The sequence below is a fragment of the Mycobacterium sp. 1245805.9 genome (genome assembly GCF_001672915.1).
Lineage (GTDB): Bacteria > Actinomycetota > Actinomycetes > Mycobacteriales > Mycobacteriaceae > Mycobacterium.
Window position 1 is genome coordinate 66446 of the sequence record NZ_LZKR01000064.1, and the last position, 16422, is coordinate 82867.

Genomic DNA, 16422 nt, shown 5'->3' on the forward strand with positions numbered 1-16422 from the left:
GCGGCTCAGGCGGCGACGGGGCGCATCCGAGCCTTGCATGCCTGGTCAAAGCGATCCAGCACCGTCTCGGCCACCAACGGGTGCGCGCCCAACGGTGCCGCCAACTCGATGCCGGCGTAGTCGGCGAACCTCCGCACCCGGTCCGGCAGCCGCCCCGGCGCCAGGAACCACGGCGCGATGACCACCCGTCGGGCGCCCTGTCGCCGCAACCGGCCGGCGGCCTCGGCCAGCGACGGTTGCGGGCGGGTCACCAACGCCGTCGTGGCACCCGCCCAGCTCGTGCCCGCCAGCAGACGGGATGCCACCTGCCGAGTCCGCGCGTTGGCCGCGGGGTCGGATGACCCGATCGCCGCCACGAGCACGCCGACCCGCTCGTCGTGCGGGGATATGCCCAACTCCGTCACCCGCCGTCGCAGCAGCGAGATAAGCCGAGGATCTTCGCCGAGCACGCCGGCTTGGCCGGCATCGACACCGGACCGGGCGATCTGGCGGGGAATGTCGACCCTGGCGTGGTACGCGTTGGCCAGCAACAGCGGGGTGACGACGGCCCCATCCTCGGCGGCCGATAGCCCGCAAAGCACGTCGACCAGGCCGGGTTTGTTCAGCTCACAGAAGGCGAGGCGCACGTCCAGGCCGGGTCGCATGCGCGCCACCCGCCGGGCGACGGCCTTCGCGTTGGCCGCCGACCGTGGATCCTCGCTTCCGTGCGCGACAAGCAGGAGCGTGCTCACGACGCGTGCAGCCCGCATTCCGTCTTGGCGTGGCCCTGCCAGCGGCCGCTGCGCGGGTCGGCCTCGTCGACCGGCTTGGCCGTGCACGGGGCGCAACCGATCGACGGATAACCTTCGTAGACAAGGGGATTGACCAGCACGTCGTTCTCGTCGATGTAGTTCTGCATGTCGTCGTCGGTCCACGTGGCCAGCGGGTTGATCTTCACCAGCTTGTATCCCTCGTCGAAGCTGATCACCGGGGCGTTGGCGCGCGTCGGTGCGTCGCTGCGGCGCAGCCCGGTCACCCACGCCGAGTAGCCGCGCAGCGCCTTGCCTAACGGGGCGACCTTTCGCAGCCGGCAGCACTCGCCCGGGTCGCGCGCGAACAGGTCCTTGCCCATCAGCCTGTCCTGTTCGGCGACCGTGTGCTCGGGCGTGACGTTGACCACCCGGATGTCGTAGACGGATTCGATGGCGTCCCGGGTCCCGATGGTCTCCACGAAGTGGTAGCCGGTGTCCAGGAACATCACCGGCACGCCCGGGCGCACCTTGGCGGCCAGATCGATCAGCACGGCCTCCTGCATGCTGGACGCCACGACGTAGTTACACGTCGCCCACCCGCGTGGCCCGTTGATCCCGCCGAAGTTCTCGTCGGTCCAACGCAACAGTTCGGTGGCGCTGGCGCCCTCGAGTTCCGCGGCGCCGCGGGCAGCCAACTCGCGCAGCTGGGCTTCCGTCGGCCTCGTCAGTTCTCCGTTCAACGCAAATCGCCTTCCTCGGCGCGAACGACCCACTGCGCGAATCGTTCACCGTCGCTTCGGTGCTTGATGAAGTTGCGTACCACTCGCTCGATGTAGTCGCCCAGCTCGTCGCTGGTGACCTTGTGCTGACGCAGTTTTCGGCCGAAACCGCTGTCCAGGCCGAGACTGCCGCCCAGGTGCACCTGGAAGCCTTCGACCGAGCCGCCGTGACCGTCGTCGACCATCTGACCCTTGAACCCGATGTCGGCGACTTGAATCCGCGCGCACGAGTTGGGGCAACCGTTGATGTTGACCGTGATCGGTACGTCCAGCGCGGCGTTGAGGTCCTCCAGCCGGCGCTCCAGCTCGGGCACCAAACCCTGTGCGCGGCCACGGGTTTCGGCGAACGACAGCTTGCAGAACTCGATCCCCGTGCAGGCCATCAGGTTTCGGCGCCAGCGCGACGGGCGCGATTGAAGCCCCAGCGCCTCCGCGCCGGCGATCAGGTCGTCGAGCCTGTCGTCGGGCACGTCGAGGATGATCAGCTTCTGGTATGGGGTGAACCGGATGCGGTCCGAACCGGCCCGCTCGGCCAGGTCGGCCACCGCCGAGAGGATGGTGCCCGACACCCGCCCGGCGATCGGCGCGAGCCCGACGGCGTTGAGCCCGTTCTTGAGCCGCTGCACCCCGACGTGATCGATCGGGTGCGGGACCGGCTCGGGGGCGGGGCCGTCGATCAGCGGGCGCTTGAGGTATTCGGTCTCGAGAACTTCCCGGAACTTTTCGATGCCCCAGTCCTTGATCAGGAACTTCAGCCGGGCCTTGGCCCGCAGCCGCCGATAGCCGTAGTCACGGAATATCGAGGTTACCGCGGCCCACACCTCGGGCACCTCGTCCAGCGGGACCCAGGCGCCGACGCGCTGGGCCAGCATCGGGTTGGTCGACAGGCCGCCGCCCACCCACAGGTCCAGGCCGGGACCGTGCTCGGGATGGTTGACGCCGACGAACGCGATGTCGTTGATCTCGTGCACGACGTCCTGCAGCCCGGAGATGGCGGTCTTGTACTTGCGGGGCAGGTCGGCGAAGTCGGGTTTGCCGATGTAGCGGCGCACGATCTCTTCGATCGCCCAGCTGGGGTCGAGCACCTCGTCCAGCGACTCGCCGGCCAGGGGCGAGCCGAGGATCACGCGCGGGCAGTCCCCGCACGCCTCGGCGGTCTGCAGGCCGACCTCGTCCAGCCGACGCCAGATCTCCGGGACGTTTTCCACCTCGATCCAGTGCATCTGCACGTTCTGCCGGTCGGAAATGTCGGCGGTGTCCCGGCCGAATTCGGTCGAGATCTGGCCCACCGTGCGCAGCGCGGCGGTGGAGAGCGCGCCGCCGTCGCAGCGCACCCGCATCATGAAGTACTTGGCCTCGAGCAAATCGGCGTTCTCGTCGCCGGTGAATGACCCGTCGTAGCCCTGCTCGCGCTGGGTGTAGAGGCCCCACCAGCGGAAGCGGCCCCGCAGATCGGACTTCTCGATGCTGTCGAATCCGGCCTTGGCGTAGACGTTTTCGATGCGTTCGCGCACCTCAAGCGGGGCGCCGGCCTGCTTCATCTCTTCGTTGGGATTCAGCGGCTCGCGATCGCCCAGCGCCCACTGACCCTCACTCCGGGCCTTGCTTTGGGCCCCAGCGGGACGGGCTGTGGTCATCGGGTCTCCTTCGCGAACGTCGCAGGCTTGGACGCGCAGCACACCGCATTTATTTCGGCTGCGCAGATCCGGCAGCCAGCTGAGTACAGGTGGGGCGGGTCTACGGCATCAAGGCAGACAGCAACAACAACAGCTGCATACGCGCTTGAGATCGATGTGCCGCCGAGCCACGAGGGCGATACGCAGGCTGCGATTGGCGACAGTCACGGCAGCCATTGTGCCATGGACGGCGACAAGCTTCGCCATCAGGTCATATTTTTCCTCACGCTGACCCAAAGTACGGGGCGACCCTGGACGCCCGAGCAGACCTCGCGAGGAATCGCCTGGAAATCGGCTCCGGTCGATCGAGCGCCCCTTACCCCGTGTGACCTGCGCCGATTCCCTCGCTCGACGGCGGTGGCGGTCGTCGTGGGAAAATTCGGCAATGCCCCTCACCGAGGCCCCGGTTGACCTGCCCGCCCTGCGGCCGAACCCCGGGCAGCCGTTCGGGCTGTACATCCACGTCCCGTTCTGCATCACCCGCTGCGGATACTGCGACTTCAACACCTACACCCCGGCCGAGCTGGGCGGCGTCAACCCCGACGCCTGGCTGCAGGCATTGGGAACGGAGCTGCGGCTGGCCGCCGCGCGGCTGGACGGGCCGACCGTCAGCACGGTGTTCGTCGGCGGGGGCACGCCTTCGCTGCTGGGCGGCGCCCGCGTGGCCAAGCTGCTGGACATGGTGCGTGAGCACTTTGCCCTCGCGCCGGACGCCGAGATCACCACCGAGGCCAACCCGGAGTCGGCGTGGCCCGACTTTTTCGCGGCCATTCGCGCCGCGGGGTTCACCAGGGTGTCGCTGGGCATGCAATCGGTGTCCCCGCGGGTGCTCGGCGTCCTCGACCGGATACACACCCCGAACCGGTCGGCGGCCGCGGCCCGCGAGGCGTTGGCGGAGGGCTTCGAACACGTCAGCCTCGACCTGATCTATGGGACGCCGGGGGAGTCCGACGACGACCTGCTGCGCTCGGTCGACACCGCGATCGACACCGGCGTCGACCATGTCTCCGCCTATGCGCTGGTGGTGGAGGAGGGCACGGCGCTGGCGCGGCGGGTCCGGCGCGGGGAACTGGCCGCCCCCGACGACGACGTGCTGGCGCACCGCTACGAATTGGTCGATGCCCGGCTGTCCGGGGCGGGGCTGCACTGGTACGAGGTGTCCAACTGGTGCCGACCGGGTGGTGAGTGCCGGCACAACCTCGGTTACTGGGACGGCGGCCAGTGGTGGGGCGCAGGCCCGGGTGCCCATGGGTATGTCGGGGCCACGCGCTGGTGGAATGTCAAGCACCCCAACGCGTATGCCGAGAAGCTGGCCGGGGGCGAACTGCCGGTGGCCGGCTTCGAGCAGTTGGACGGCGACGCGTTGCACACCGAGGAGGTGCTGCTGAAAACCCGGCTGCGCCAAGGGCTTCCGCTGGGGCGGTTGGGCGCAGCCGAGCGCGAACGCGCCGAAATCTCGGTCGCGGACGGCTTGCTGGTATCCGAGGGCGACAGGCTGGTGCTCACCCCCCGCGGTCGGCTGCTGGCCGACGCGGTGGTCCGCACGCTGCTGGGGTAGTCGTCAATCCGTGGTCTGAGCGACCCGCAGTTCTTGTTCGGCTCGCTCCGCGGAGGCCGCCTTCTCGACGGTGGCGATGGCGATCCGCAATTCGGGCTTGGCTCGATCCGTCAAGGCCGCTTTCTCGACGGTGGCGATGGCGATCCGCGTGCTCGTCTCATGTTTGGACAGGGGCCGCATGTGGTCCCATCCCTCGATCACCAGCCTCGGACTCTGGTCGTGGCCGCTGAACTCTTCCAGGTAATAGCGCAGGGATTCGCCCGTCGTGTGATCGACGAGCGGCACCCGCGAGCTCAAGTGGAGATACACGACCCGAGTACCGTCCGGAAGCTGCCCCAGCTCCCGAATCACGTGGAACAGGTTGAAACACACCAGGGGGCCGTCCAGGTACAGGTGGTACATCCCTTCCTCGACTTCCCGCGTGGACACCGGATTCCGGAAGAGACTGAGGAAGCGCCTGGCGAAATTCGGCTTGGCGAAATCCGACCCATTGCTCAGCGTGTGCCACAGGCCGACGTACCAGAGGTTCAAGACCAACTCCAGCACGACGCCGACGACGATGCCGATGAGCAGGTCCGTGGTCACGGTCACCAGCAATGTGGTGGCGAAGACGACGAGCTGCTCCGTCCCGATCCGCGCGATCTTGACCCAGAGCCCCGGCTTACACAGCTTGTAGCCGATGAACACCAGGATGGCGCCCAGGACGGCCATCGGGACCATGTCGATTACATAGCGGCCGACCAGCACGAACGTCAGCAGGAAGCACGCGTTATAGAAGTTGGCCCACTGGGTCCGGCCGCCGGCGAGGACGTTCGCCGTGCTCTTGACCATGCCGGGGATGATGGTCAAGCCACCGAGCAGGCTCGAGGCGCCGTTGGACATGCCCATGGCCAGCAACGTCTTGTCCGGATTGGATCGGCGACGGAAGGGGTCGATGTTGTCCACGGCCGCGATCGTCGCCAGGGACTCGGTCGCGTCGATCAACAGCAGGGTGATAACCAGGTAGGCCAGGGGCAGCCAGATTGCGGCATTGGTGAATGCCTCACCGAAGTGGGGGAAGACGATCCCGTGTTCGAGCGAGTCGGGAATGTTGATCAGAAAGTGCTTGTCCAACTTCAGGACGAATGTGCTTACCAGCGTGCCACCCAAGAACACCCAGACCGGTGGCGGCAGCATCTTCAGGAGCCGCCAGGGCACGACCGCGAGCGCGAACATCGCTGCCAGACAGCCGATCCCCAGCGCGCAGACCTTCGGGTTCATCGAGTGGAAATGGCTGGGCACTTCGCCCAGGACCGCCCAGAATTCGTGGGCTTCGAACTTCACTCCCATGAAGAGGGGAATCTGCTTGACGATGATCATCAGGCCGATGGCCGCCAGCATGCCGTGGATGGCCGCGGCCGGGAAGATGGCGCTCAGGCGCGCGACCTTCAACTTGGCAAGGACCACTTGCAACGCGCCCGCGATGGCAATGGCGACAAGGACCAGAGGGTATCCCACGGCGAGCAACTCGGATGTAGAGCCGCCGTGGCCCAGGCGGGCGTGTCCCAGGGAGATCATGCCGGCGAACAGGGCCGGCGCCAGCCCCGCGGCCGGGCCGCTGATGGTGACATACGAGCCACCCACGAACGGCAGGATGAAACCGGCGATGATCGCCGACATGATGCCGCAGATCGGCGGCGCACCCGACGTCATCGCGATACCCATGGAGAACGGCAGCGAGATCATGGCCACGGTGAAACCCGAGCGAAGGTCGTAGCGCCAGTGTTTGAGACCGGCCAGACCATTGCGGGGCTTCTCGGTCGGAACGGTTGCCGGAACGGATGTGGCTTGTAGCACGTTGGGCGCCCTCTCGACAACGGTTCGTCTGGTTGTGGTTCAAATTCATTTGGAACTCATGCAGTTTCCTCCCTTCACGGGCCGCGGCGGCCCCAGTGAACAGGTCTTTACCAGCAATTGACGCCGCGTTTACGAGCAATTGACAAGGCGCATCTGACCAGTGAGATACGTCTCTCAGACGCCGGGGAACCAGTGCGCGACGAAGCGATTGAACTCGATGTAGAGCGGGATTCCGATGGTGACGTTGTAGGAGAACGTCAGACCGAGTGAGGCCGCCAGTGGCAGCGTCGGGCTGGCCTCGGGGATCGCGAGCCGCTGCACCGCCGGAACCGTGATGTAGGACGCCGCGCCGCACAGCACCGCGAACAGCACGTAGGTGCCCGGCTGGAAGTGGGTGTCGGTGAGGTCGGCGTAGGTGTAGGCGGCCAGGATCCCCAGCGCCGCAAAGAAGTTCGGAGCCACAAGACCGAAGACTATGAAGCCGCGCCCGGCGAGCCTGAGATCATGCAACTTGCGGGACGCCGTCATGCCCATCTCGAGCAGGAACAGGCACAGCACACCCTGGAACGCCGCGACGAAAAGCTCGTTCTGGTCGTGAACCACCTTCTGGCCCTGCAGCGCGCTGACGAAGCCGATGATGATGCCGCCGATGAGCAAGATGAGCCCGGGATTGAGGAACACCTCCTGCATGAGCTCACGCGAGAAGATCGGCATCCTCGTGGCCTTCCCGCGGACCGGGCTGTTGTCGGGCTCCCAGTTCGGATGCTCCAGCTTTTCCAGCGAGAGCTCGAGCTCCTGCTCGATCCCTCGTGCGCGCTCGGTGGTGAGGCTCTCGCCGGGCAGGGGCCGCGCGGCGGTGCCCGGGCCGACCTTTACCGGCGCGACGTAGCCGGGCTCGTCGGGCATGTAGCCCGATTCGTTGAGACCGCGATGGCGCAGCCGCATCACCAGGTACAGCGCCACCAGGCACCCGGGAATCTCCATGATGGCCAACAGCACCGGCATGTAGGCGTTGAACGCGATGCCTACGCCCGCCAGAAAGGCCACGCAGGTGGCGAAGGTCCCCGCCGAATCCGAACCGTAATAGCCGGCGACCGTCGCGCGGTCGACTCGACGCATGGTGGTCGTGTATTTCAGCACCACGTAGGCCAGAACTCCGATGACGAAGTTCAATAGAAAGCCCATCACCGCAAAGCCGGCGATGTTGTCGATGTCGGCGGGCTGAATCTTGGCGAGCTCTTCGCCCCCCTGCCAGCCGATCGACACCAAGAGGTACATGGTCAGTCCCTGATAGATCACATAGGGAAACTCGAACCGCACCTTCATGATTGGGATCAGGAAACCGAAGTAGAAGAACAACAGCAGCGGCTTGAAGAGATTGTGGGTGAAGTTCTCCCAGAACTCATGAAGCACTAGCGCCTCCGACGGCTGATTCGGCGGTGCTGCGGGCAGCATTCGACGCCGGGGAGCTCACGACATCATTAATACCTTGGGGGCTCACGGGACTTGGGTCAGCGGAGTGAAGCTGTCTTTACGAACCGTTAACAGCGCGTAACGCCGGTGCACAAACATCCCGTGAGTCGCACCGCCCCGGGGGCTGGCGGCCCGTCGGCCAACGACGTTGTGGGCCACCGGGCTTCGTCCAGTCCTTAGGTAAACCAGTGCCCGACCATGCGGTTGATCTCGATATACAGCGGGATTCCGATGGTGACGTTGTAGGAGAACGTCAGACCGAGTGAGGCCGCCAGCGGCAGCGTGGGGCTGGCTTCGGGAATCGCCAGCCGCTGCACCGCCGGAACGGCAATGTAGGACGCCGCGCCACAAAGCACCGCGAACAGCACGTACGTTCCCGGCTTGAAATCGCTGTGGGTGAGGTAGGCGTAGCTGTGCGCGACCAAGATTCCAAGCGGGGCAAAGATATTCGGGGCGAGCAGGCCGAAGAAGATGAAACCGAGGCCCGCCGAACGCAGGTCCTTCAGTTTGCGCGACGCCGTCATGCCCATCTCGAGCAGGAAGAGGCACAGCACGCCTTGGAATGCCAGCACGAAGAACTTGTCGTCGTCCGCGACGACCTTCTGGCCCTGCAGCCCACTGATGAGGCCGATGAGGATGCCGCCCATCAGAAGCACGAGCCCGGGGTTGAGGAAGACCTCCTGCAACAGCTCGCGGGAGAAGATCGGCATCCGCTTGGGCTTGCCCAACGCCGGGCTTCGATCGGGCTCCCAGTTCGGGTGCTCCAGCTTTTCCATCGAGAGCTCGAGCTCCTGCTCGACGCCGCGCTCGTTCTCGTCCGCGAGGCTCTGGCCGCGCGGGGGGCGCGCCGCGGTGCCGGGCCCGATCCCGACTTTGACCGGCGCGACGTAGCCGGGCTCGTCGGGCATGTAGCCGGCTTCACTCAGGCCGCGGTGCCGCAGCCGCGCCACCAGGTACAGCGCGACCAGGCAGCCCGGAATCTCCATGACTGCCAACATGACCGGCATGTAGGCGTTGAACGCCATGCCGACGGCGGTCAGCACCGCAACACAGGTGGCGAAGGTCCCCGCGGAGTCCGACCCGTAGTAGCCGGCGACCGTCGCCTTGTCGATTCGTCGCATCGAACTCATGCGTCCGAGCAGCAGGTAGGCCAGCCCGCCGATGATGAAGTTCAGCACGAAGCCCACGACCACGAAGCCCGTGATGGTGCCGATCTCGTCGGGCTTGATCTTGGCGAGCTCTTCACCGCCGTGCCAGCCGATGGCCAGCAGCAGGTACATCGTCAGGCCCTGGTAGATCACGTACGGGAACTCGAACCGCACTTTGAGGATCGGGATCAGGAACCCGAAGTAGAAGAACAGCAGCAGCGGCTTGAACAGGTTGTGGGTGAAGTTGTGCCAGAACTCCTGCAGCATTGGTGCCTCTCTTTGTGATCCGCTGACCAGGGAAAAGCACCGTCCGCGAGCGGGCCACCACGAACATCCCGATGATCGTGCAAGAATTTAGCCCCGCCGTTGGGGGTCCGCCACTCGGATTTCGCCCGAGAATCCCGCGTTTAACGTCGGCGTGACGCAATATCGGATTTCGCCAAAGCCGGAGGTCACAGCGGTGCTGGTAGGGATAGGTGGAGCCCGCTTGGCGTGAATCCTCTGTGACTTTTCTGGGGATTCACTGTGGGGATGGGCGTGGCGGCGGCCGGCAGGGTTTCTGGGCCCGATGCCGACCCGCGCCGGGAGGGGTTGCGCAGCCTTACATAGGTTAGGCTACATTTACTAACCGTGACCGAGGTCAGCGTCGAGACGAATCCCGCCGGCTCCACGTCACCACCGATTCCCCTGCCTCCCGGCATCGCTCCGGCCGATCTCGCGGCCCGGCTGGCGGCCGCGCTGCCCGAGCGTTCGGGCGAGGAGTACCTGCTCTACGAGCGCGACGGGCAATGGGTGCTGGCCAGCGGTGTGCGGGCGATGGTCGAGCTGGACAGCGACGAGCTGCGGGTGATCCGCGACGGCACCACGCAACGGCAACAGTGGTCCGGACGGCCCGGGCCCGTGCTGGGAGAGGCCATCGACCGGCTGCTGCTCGAAACCGATCAGCTGTTCGGCTGGGTCGCCTTCGAGTTCGGCGTCTACCGCTACGGGCTGCAGCAACGGCTGGCGCCGCGAACCCCGTTGGCGCGGCTGTTTTGGCCCCGCACCCGGATCGTGGTGAGCGAGCAGGGCGTTCGCCTGCACGGCGCCGACGTCGCGCACGGCGAGGCGGTGCGCCGGTTGTTGAGCGACGGCGTCGCCAGCATGCCGGACGCCCGCCCCATTGACTTGAGCGACGACCCGTCCGGCTACCGCACCCGAGTGGCGGCGGCCGTCGGCGAGATCGCCAAGGGCCGGTACCACAAGGTGATCCTGTCGCGATGCGTGGAAGTGCCCTTCCCGCTTGACTTTCCGTCCACCTATCGGCTGGGCCGCCGGCACAACACACCGGTCAGGTCCTTCTTGTTGCGGCTCGGCGGCATGCGCGCCGTGGGTTACAGCCCCGAGCTCGTGGCGTCGGTTCACCACGACGGGACGGTGGTGACGGAGCCGCTGGCCGGGACACGCGCGCTCGGTCGCGGCGCGGCACATGATCGTCAGGCCCGCGACGAATTGGAGTCGAACTCCAAAGAGATTGTCGAACACGCCATTTCGGTCCGCAGCTCGCTACGGGAGATGACCGAGATCGCCGAGCCGGGGACGTCGGTCGTCAGCGACTTCATGACGGTGCGGGAGCGGGGGAGCGTGCAGCACCTCGGCTCGACGGTCAGCGCCCGCCTGGACGCGTCGAGGGACCGGATGGACGCGCTGGAGGCGCTGTTTCCGGCCGTCACGGCGTCGGGCATCCCGAAGGCGGCCGGCGTCGAGGCCATCCTGCGCCTCGACGAAGGACCGCGCGGCCTCTATTCCGGTGCGGTCGTGATGGTTTCGGCGGACGGCGGCCTGGACGCTGCGCTGACGCTGCGCGCGGCCTACGAATGCGACGGCAAGACGTGGTTGCGCGCCGGCGCGGGCATCATCGAAGAGTCGGAGCCCGAGCGCGAGTTCGAGGAGACTTGCGAAAAGCTGTCCACGCTCGCGCCGTACCTGATCCCCCGGCAATAGCGCCTGACCTTCCATCGCCGATCCCGTCGCCCGGGGACTTTGGTCCCTAGTCGGCCGGCCCTCCCGCGTGTCATCTTTGTGTAACCACACGACACAGATACTGATCGACACACATAACTGGGAGGACTCCGTGTCCGTTGGCTTGACCAACCTGCAGCTACTTCACGAACTCGAGCCTGTGGTCGAGCGATTGCTCAACCGCCACCTCTCGCTGTTCAAGGAATGGAACCCGCACGACTACGTCCCGTGGTCGGACGGCGAGAACTTCTACGCGCTGGACGGCCAGGACTGGGAGCCGGGACAGAGCCAACTATCCGACGTGGCTCAGGTCGCGATGGTGCAAAACCTGCTGACCGAGGACAATTTGCCGTCATATCACCGCGAGATCGCGATGAACTTCAGCATGGACGGGCCGTGGGGCCAGTGGGTGAACCGGTGGACCGCCGAGGAGAACAGGCACAGCACCGCGCTACGCGACTACCTGGTGGTCACGCGGGCGGTCGACCCGGTCGAGCTGGAGAAGCTCCGTTTGGAGCAAATGACCCGCGGATTCAGCCCCGGCCAGAACCACCAGGGCGACATGTTCGCTGACAGCCTGTTCGACTCGGTGATGTACGTGTCGTTTCAGGAGTTGGCCACCCGCGTCGCGCACCGCAACACCGGCAAGGCCGCCAACGACACCATCGCGGAACAGCTGATGGCGCAGGTGTCGCACGACGAGAACCTGCACATGATCTTCTACCGGGACGTGAGCGCCGCCGGTCTGGACATCGCGCCCAACCAGGCGATGCGCTCGGTGCACCGGATCCTGCGCAACTTCAAGATGCCCGGGTTCACCGTGCCGGAGTTTCGGCGCAAGGCCGTGATCATCGCCGTCGGCGGTGTCTACGACCCGCGCATCCATCTCGACGAGGTGGTCATGCCGGTGTTGAAGAAATGGCGCATCTTCGAACGCGATGACTTCACCGGCGAGGCGGCCCGGATGCGCGACGATCTCGGCGTGCTGGTCAAGGAACTCGAAGTGGCCAGCGACAAATTCGACGAATCCAAGCAGCGCTACCTCGAGCGCGAGGTCCGCAAGACCGAGCGGATCACCGCGAACAAGGTCCTCAAAACCGAAGGAACGCTGACCCTTAGCGGACGCTAGCCCTCGTCCGCTCGCGAGCCTGACCTGGTTGCGAATATTCGCGCGGATTTTCGCAGTGAGGTTAGGCTCGCGGGCTCACGACCCGCCGGCCCACCGGCTGGGAAAGCTCCGACCAGTCCTTCAGCCACGCGTTGGGCGCGAATGTCCTGTCCTCGTACAGCTTTTGCAACGCCGACGTGGGTTGCGCCGTCATCTTCGACGCAGCCAGCTCCTCGCCGCCGCCTTCCTCCCACGCCGAACGCCAGATCACGGCCAGGGTTCGCGCGCCGTCGGCGAGCCGCTGAATGGTGGCCGGGCCGAACGCATCCCACAGCGCCTTGGTGCGCCCGGCACCGGGATGGCCGTCGTAGGCGTCGAGGATGTCGCGCGGCGCGATGGCCGCAAACGTCCGCTTCATCAGCGCGACGACCGTATCGGCGGCATGGTCGGAGCCCTTGATCAGGTCCGGGCCGCCCGCGTCACCGGCGTGGTAGCCGTCGAGGGCGTCGTTGACTCCGGAGACGACTGCCGCGGCGAACTGGTCCAGCATGGTGGTTTCGTACGCCTCGTGGACGCCGTCGTCGGAGGGGTCGTCGGGTTCGCCGTGGTGCAGCCGCGACACGTGCAGCGGCTGGCAGGCGTCGCCGACGTAGTGCGCGAGCACGCCCGCCGCCGCGACATATTGGGTGACGTCCTGCTGCCGCACGGAGCCGACCATGATGTCGTAGAGCTGGGCCACCCGGAAGGGCAGCGAGCCCCGATGCTTGTCTTCGGGCGGCTTGGGCAGGCCGTTGTAGAAGTCGGTCCAGCCCTGCGGCGTGCGCCACTTCGGGTCGCCGGTGTCCCACAGCTCCAACAGCGTGCGGTGCCCGGCGACGGCGCCGCCCGGCTCGTCCATGTCGGCGAAGTGGCTGGGCGCGTCCTTGGGTCGGCTCGATCGCCACACCAGATCGGGCACGTCGGCCAGCGCGATGAAATCGGTGCGATTCGCCGCCGACGGGAGCCGCCCGTTGGCGATGTCGTCATCGGGCACCGCGATGCGATCGAGGTTGGCCGCCAGCAGCTTCGCCAGCCTGGTACCGGGCTGGCCGAGTTCGCACGCCGACTCGGCGATCTTGTAGTGCCCGACCTTTCCCCAATAGAGGCTGTGATCGGCGAGCGAGTCGTCGTTGAGCAGGGTGACGCCCAGGGTCTGTACCACGCCGGCCAGGGTCGAAGCCAGCACGTAGTCGGTCGGCTGGCCGCCGGAGGCGTCGAGCACCACCTGACCGCCCCACTGCATCGCCAGCGGGTGGACCACCGGCAGCGTGCGTGACGCGAACCGGCGCACCTCGGGCTCGCCGTCGGCGGTCGGCTCGGCCTGTTCGTCCCACACCCACAGGGCACCGGAATCGCCCGGGCGCGAGGCGATGTCCTCGTCCCCCGCCCGCGGGGCGATCAGCAATTCGGCGATCTCGTCGACCCCGCCGACGCTGCGCCAGCGGTGAAACAGCCCGAGCACCGACCCGCGCAGCGCTCCGCTCGCCGCCCCGGTCGCCTTGACGGGGCAGCCGATCAGCGACAGCCCGACCGTATCGACGTTCAGGTCGATCAGTTCGCCCATCACGCCGAGCCCGTACAGCTGGCTGGTCCAGCCGTCGACCGACTCCAGCTCGACCAGTCCGGCGTCGACGTCGAGCTCGGCGCGGGTGGCCGCGATGCCGGGATACAGGCTCTGCAGCGAGCGTCGTGCCGCTTCGGTGGCGACCCGACCGATCGGTACGGTCCGGCCCCGTTGTGCGACGGTGACTTCCGATCCGGCGGGTCCCAGGACGTGGCGCGAAGTCAACGCGTAGACGAGCGAACCGTCGGTGACCAGCGCGCCGATCGTCCCCATTCGTTGGCGTCCCTGCTCATAGGCGAACAGGGGCGTGCCCGGCCCCTTGGTGATCGATCCGAACCGCATCTGTGGTTGGCGATCCGCGTCGTAGGCCAGCGGCGTGTGGACCACGCAGGTCGGGACCTGTCGCCCGTCGGGCAGATACAGCCGATTCGGTATGACCTGATCGATCCCTTCGGCGCCCGGCGGATCGACCATCCATTCCCGCACGAAGACCAGCACGCACGGCCACGACCATTTCGTGATCGCGCTGTTGGTGAAGGTGCGCGGCTTCTTCGACCACGCCGGTTCCGGAGCGTCGGGATTGGTGAACCGCGGATCGTCGCGGCGAATTAGGTAGCGGCCCAACGCCGTGCCGACGACGTTGGTCAGGTTGGCCAGATGCACGTGGTAGGCGTCGCGCGCGTCGGCCAGGTCCCGCAACGACAGCGCGTTGAAATCGACACGGTTGACAAACCGGTTGGTCATGGCCATCTCCTCGGCGGTGCGGCGACGTGCGGCGGTTCGCTACGCAGTATCGGCTCGCCCGGCGAGGCTTGTAATGAGTAATCAACTACTCGAATTGAGCTGGCGCGCGATCGCCTTCTTGTCGACCTTGCCGATCGGCGTCGTGGGCAGCGCCGCCAGTGCGACCAGCACGTCCGGCCGGGCGTGGGCGGCCACGCCGCGCCCGTCGAGGTGGGCGTTGAGCTCGGCGAGGGTCAACGGTGCCCGGTCGAAAACAACCGCCGCGCAAATCTTTTCGCCCAGGTAGGGATCGGGCAGCGCAACCGCCGCGGCCGAACGGATCGCGGGATGGCTCAGCAGGTGCTCTTCGAGGTCGGCCGCCGCGATCGTCTCACCGGCGCGGCAGATGACGTCCTTGATCCGGCCGGTGACCACCAGGTAGCCGTCGTCCCTGCGGCGGACGAGATCGCCGCTGCGGTAGAAGCCGTCGGGATCGAAGCAGCGCTCGTTGTCGCGTTCGGCGCGGAAGTAGCCGTTGAGCGTGTACGGCCCGCGCACCAGCAGTTCGCCCTCCTCGCCGGGCGCCACCGGCCGGCCGTCCCGGTCGACGATGCGTAATTCGTCGGCGGCACACAGCGGCCGGCCCTGGGTGTTCTCGACGATTTCCGCCGGATCGTCCGGGCGGGTGTAGCAGAGCAGCCCCTCCGCCATCCCGAACACCTGCTGCACGCCGGGGGTCAGCGCGTCGCGCACCAGGCGGGCGTCCGCCGGCTCCAGCCTTGCCCCACCAATCTGCAAGAGCCGCAACGACTTCGGCGTCACCGGCTCCCACTCACAGGCCTGGGCCCACAGCTTGGCCAGGGCCGGCACCAGGGCCGTCACGGTTACGCGGTGGCGGGCGATGGCGGCAAAGGCGGCCTCCGGGCTGGGATCGGCGCCGAACACCGTCGTGGCGCCGACGGACATGGCGCCGAGCAGGCCGGGACAGGCCAGCGGGAAGTTGTGGCCCGCGGGCAGCACCGCGAGATAGACGTCGTCCGCAGCGAGCCGGCAGACCTCGGCGCTGGCCGTCGCGTTGAACACGTAGTCGTCGTGCGTGCGGGGGATCAGCTTGGGGGTGCCGGTGGTGCCACCCGAAACCAGCAGCAGCGCAGGCAGTCCCGGGTCGGTCGGGTCGGCCGGCGGTGCGACGGTGCCTTGCTCGCACAGCTCCGTCCACGCCGTGAACGGCCCGGGGTCGCCGTCGACGATCACGTACCTGAGCGCCGGGTGAGCCTCGACGAGCTCGTGCGCCATCGCCGGGTAGTCGAAACCGCTTGCGGCATCGGGTATCACGAGAGCCGATGCCTCGCTGACGGCGGCGAAGTGGCCCAATTCGGCGGCCCGGTGGCCAGGAAGACACATCACCGGGATCGCGCCGGCCCGCAGCAGCCCGAACAGCGCCGTGGCGAATTCGCGGCCGTTCGGCAACTGGAGCAGGACCCGGTCGCCGGGCGCCACGCCCAGCGCGCGTAATCCGGCGGCCGCGCGGTCGGCCCGCTCGTCGAGCTCGGCGTAACTGAATCCGGTGTCCGCCCCGGCGTCGACGACGGCGGTCCGGTTCGGCCAGCGCCGCGCGGCGTCGGTGAGGATCGTGTCCAGGGTCCCTCCCGCCCAGTAGCCCGCCGCGCGATAGGACTCGGCCCGGCCGGCCGGGAACGGCACGAATCCCGCCAGGCCCGCCGAAGGTCGCGCGGTGTTCGAGACCATCTGTCTCCTCGGGCTCGGGGGGTGGTAGCGGCGGCGC

Annotated in this window: 11 protein-coding genes; 3 read left to right on the forward strand and 8 right to left on the reverse strand. The window is 67.1% G+C overall.

Annotated features, from left to right (window positions below; all coding sequences use genetic code 11):
- Nucleotides 1-5 precede the first annotated feature (5 nt).
- From A9X00_RS09840 to A9X00_RS09850, 3 genes are read right to left on the reverse strand one after another with little or no spacing between them, the layout of a single operon-like run.
- Nucleotides 6-749, reverse strand: coding sequence for a sirohydrochlorin chelatase (locus A9X00_RS09840; protein ID WP_082974962.1), 744 nt, complete (start codon nucleotides 747-749; stop codon nucleotides 6-8).
- Entirely contained in the window at nucleotides 728-1471 is a 744-nt protein-coding gene (locus tag A9X00_RS09845; RefSeq protein WP_067152391.1) for a phosphoadenylyl-sulfate reductase, read from the reverse strand. Before A9X00_RS09845 ends, A9X00_RS09840 begins: the two co-directional genes overlap by 22 nt.
- Nucleotides 1468-3147, reverse strand: coding sequence for a nitrite/sulfite reductase (locus tag A9X00_RS09850; protein WP_067152393.1), 1680 nt, complete (start codon nucleotides 3145-3147; stop codon nucleotides 1468-1470). The genes A9X00_RS09845 and A9X00_RS09850 overlap by 4 nt, the downstream gene beginning before the upstream one ends.
- A 424-nt stretch (nucleotides 3148-3571) precedes the next feature.
- Between A9X00_RS09850 and hemW the strand changes: the two genes are divergently transcribed.
- The gene (gene hemW / locus A9X00_RS09855; protein WP_067152395.1) at nucleotides 3572-4744 is read left to right on the forward strand and encodes a radical SAM family heme chaperone HemW; all 1173 of its coding nucleotides are present in this window, start codon (nucleotides 3572-3574) and stop codon (nucleotides 4742-4744) included.
- A 3-nt stretch (nucleotides 4745-4747) separates the two neighbouring features.
- On the opposite strand, the gene A9X00_RS09860 is transcribed toward hemW, so the two are convergent.
- From A9X00_RS09860 to A9X00_RS09870, 3 genes are all read right to left on the reverse strand, one after another.
- Nucleotides 4748-6580 (reverse strand): SulP family inorganic anion transporter, encoded by a 1833-nt coding sequence (locus A9X00_RS09860; protein ID WP_067152396.1) that lies wholly within the window; start codon nucleotides 6578-6580, stop codon nucleotides 4748-4750.
- Nucleotides 6581-6754: 174 nt separating this feature from the next.
- Nucleotides 6755-7993: a sodium-dependent bicarbonate transport family permease gene (locus tag A9X00_RS09865; RefSeq protein WP_067152451.1), complete on the reverse strand. Its 1239-nt coding sequence runs from the start codon at nucleotides 7991-7993 to the stop codon at nucleotides 6755-6757.
- A gap of 236 nt (nucleotides 7994-8229) precedes the next feature.
- Nucleotides 8230-9468, reverse strand: a complete 1239-nt coding sequence (locus A9X00_RS09870) for a sodium-dependent bicarbonate transport family permease (RefSeq protein WP_067152397.1) — start codon at nucleotides 9466-9468, stop codon at nucleotides 8230-8232.
- Nucleotides 9469-9831: 363 nt separating this feature from the next.
- On the opposite strand from A9X00_RS09870, the gene A9X00_RS09875 reads away from it, so the two are divergent.
- Both A9X00_RS09875 and A9X00_RS09880 read left to right on the forward strand, forming a co-directional pair.
- Entirely contained in the window at nucleotides 9832-11184 is a 1353-nt protein-coding gene (locus tag A9X00_RS09875) for a salicylate synthase (protein WP_067152398.1), read from the forward strand.
- Between the two features lie 130 nt (nucleotides 11185-11314).
- Nucleotides 11315-12331, forward strand: a complete 1017-nt coding sequence (locus A9X00_RS09880) for an acyl-ACP desaturase (protein WP_067152399.1) — start codon at nucleotides 11315-11317, stop codon at nucleotides 12329-12331.
- A gap of 61 nt (nucleotides 12332-12392) precedes the next feature.
- On the opposite strand, the gene A9X00_RS09885 is transcribed toward A9X00_RS09880, so the two are convergent.
- The gene (locus tag A9X00_RS09885) at nucleotides 12393-14657 is read right to left on the reverse strand and encodes a S1/P1 Nuclease (RefSeq protein WP_156772018.1); all 2265 of its coding nucleotides are present in this window, start codon (nucleotides 14655-14657) and stop codon (nucleotides 12393-12395) included.
- A gap of 81 nt (nucleotides 14658-14738) precedes the next feature.
- Nucleotides 14739-16385 carry a (2,3-dihydroxybenzoyl)adenylate synthase gene (locus tag A9X00_RS09890; protein WP_067152403.1) on the reverse strand — a complete coding sequence of 549 codons (1647 nt, stop codon included), beginning with the start codon at nucleotides 16383-16385 and terminating at the stop codon, nucleotides 14739-14741.
- Nucleotides 16386-16422: the final 37 nt, after the last annotated feature.

What these genes read in the sequence shown, in the direction of transcription:
- A9X00_RS09840 (WP_082974962.1), bottom strand. Translation starts at nt 749, where the DNA reads ATGCGGGCTGCACGCGTCGTGAGCACGCTCCTGCTTGTCGCGCACGGA.
- A9X00_RS09850 (WP_067152393.1), bottom strand. Translation starts at nt 3,147, where the DNA reads ATGACCACAGCCCGTCCCGCTGGGGCCCAAAGCAAGGCCCGGAGTGAG.
- hemW (WP_067152395.1), top strand. Translation starts at nt 3,572, where the DNA reads ATGCCCCTCACCGAGGCCCCGGTTGACCTGCCCGCCCTGCGGCCGAAC.
- A9X00_RS09870 (WP_067152397.1), bottom strand. Translation starts at nt 9,468, where the DNA reads ATGCTGCAGGAGTTCTGGCACAACTTCACCCACAACCTGTTCAAGCCG.
- A9X00_RS09885 (WP_156772018.1), bottom strand. Translation starts at nt 14,657, where the DNA reads ATGACCAACCGGTTTGTCAACCGTGTCGATTTCAACGCGCTGTCGTTG.
- A9X00_RS09890 (WP_067152403.1), bottom strand. Translation starts at nt 16,385, where the DNA reads ATGGTCTCGAACACCGCGCGACCTTCGGCGGGCCTGGCGGGATTCGTG.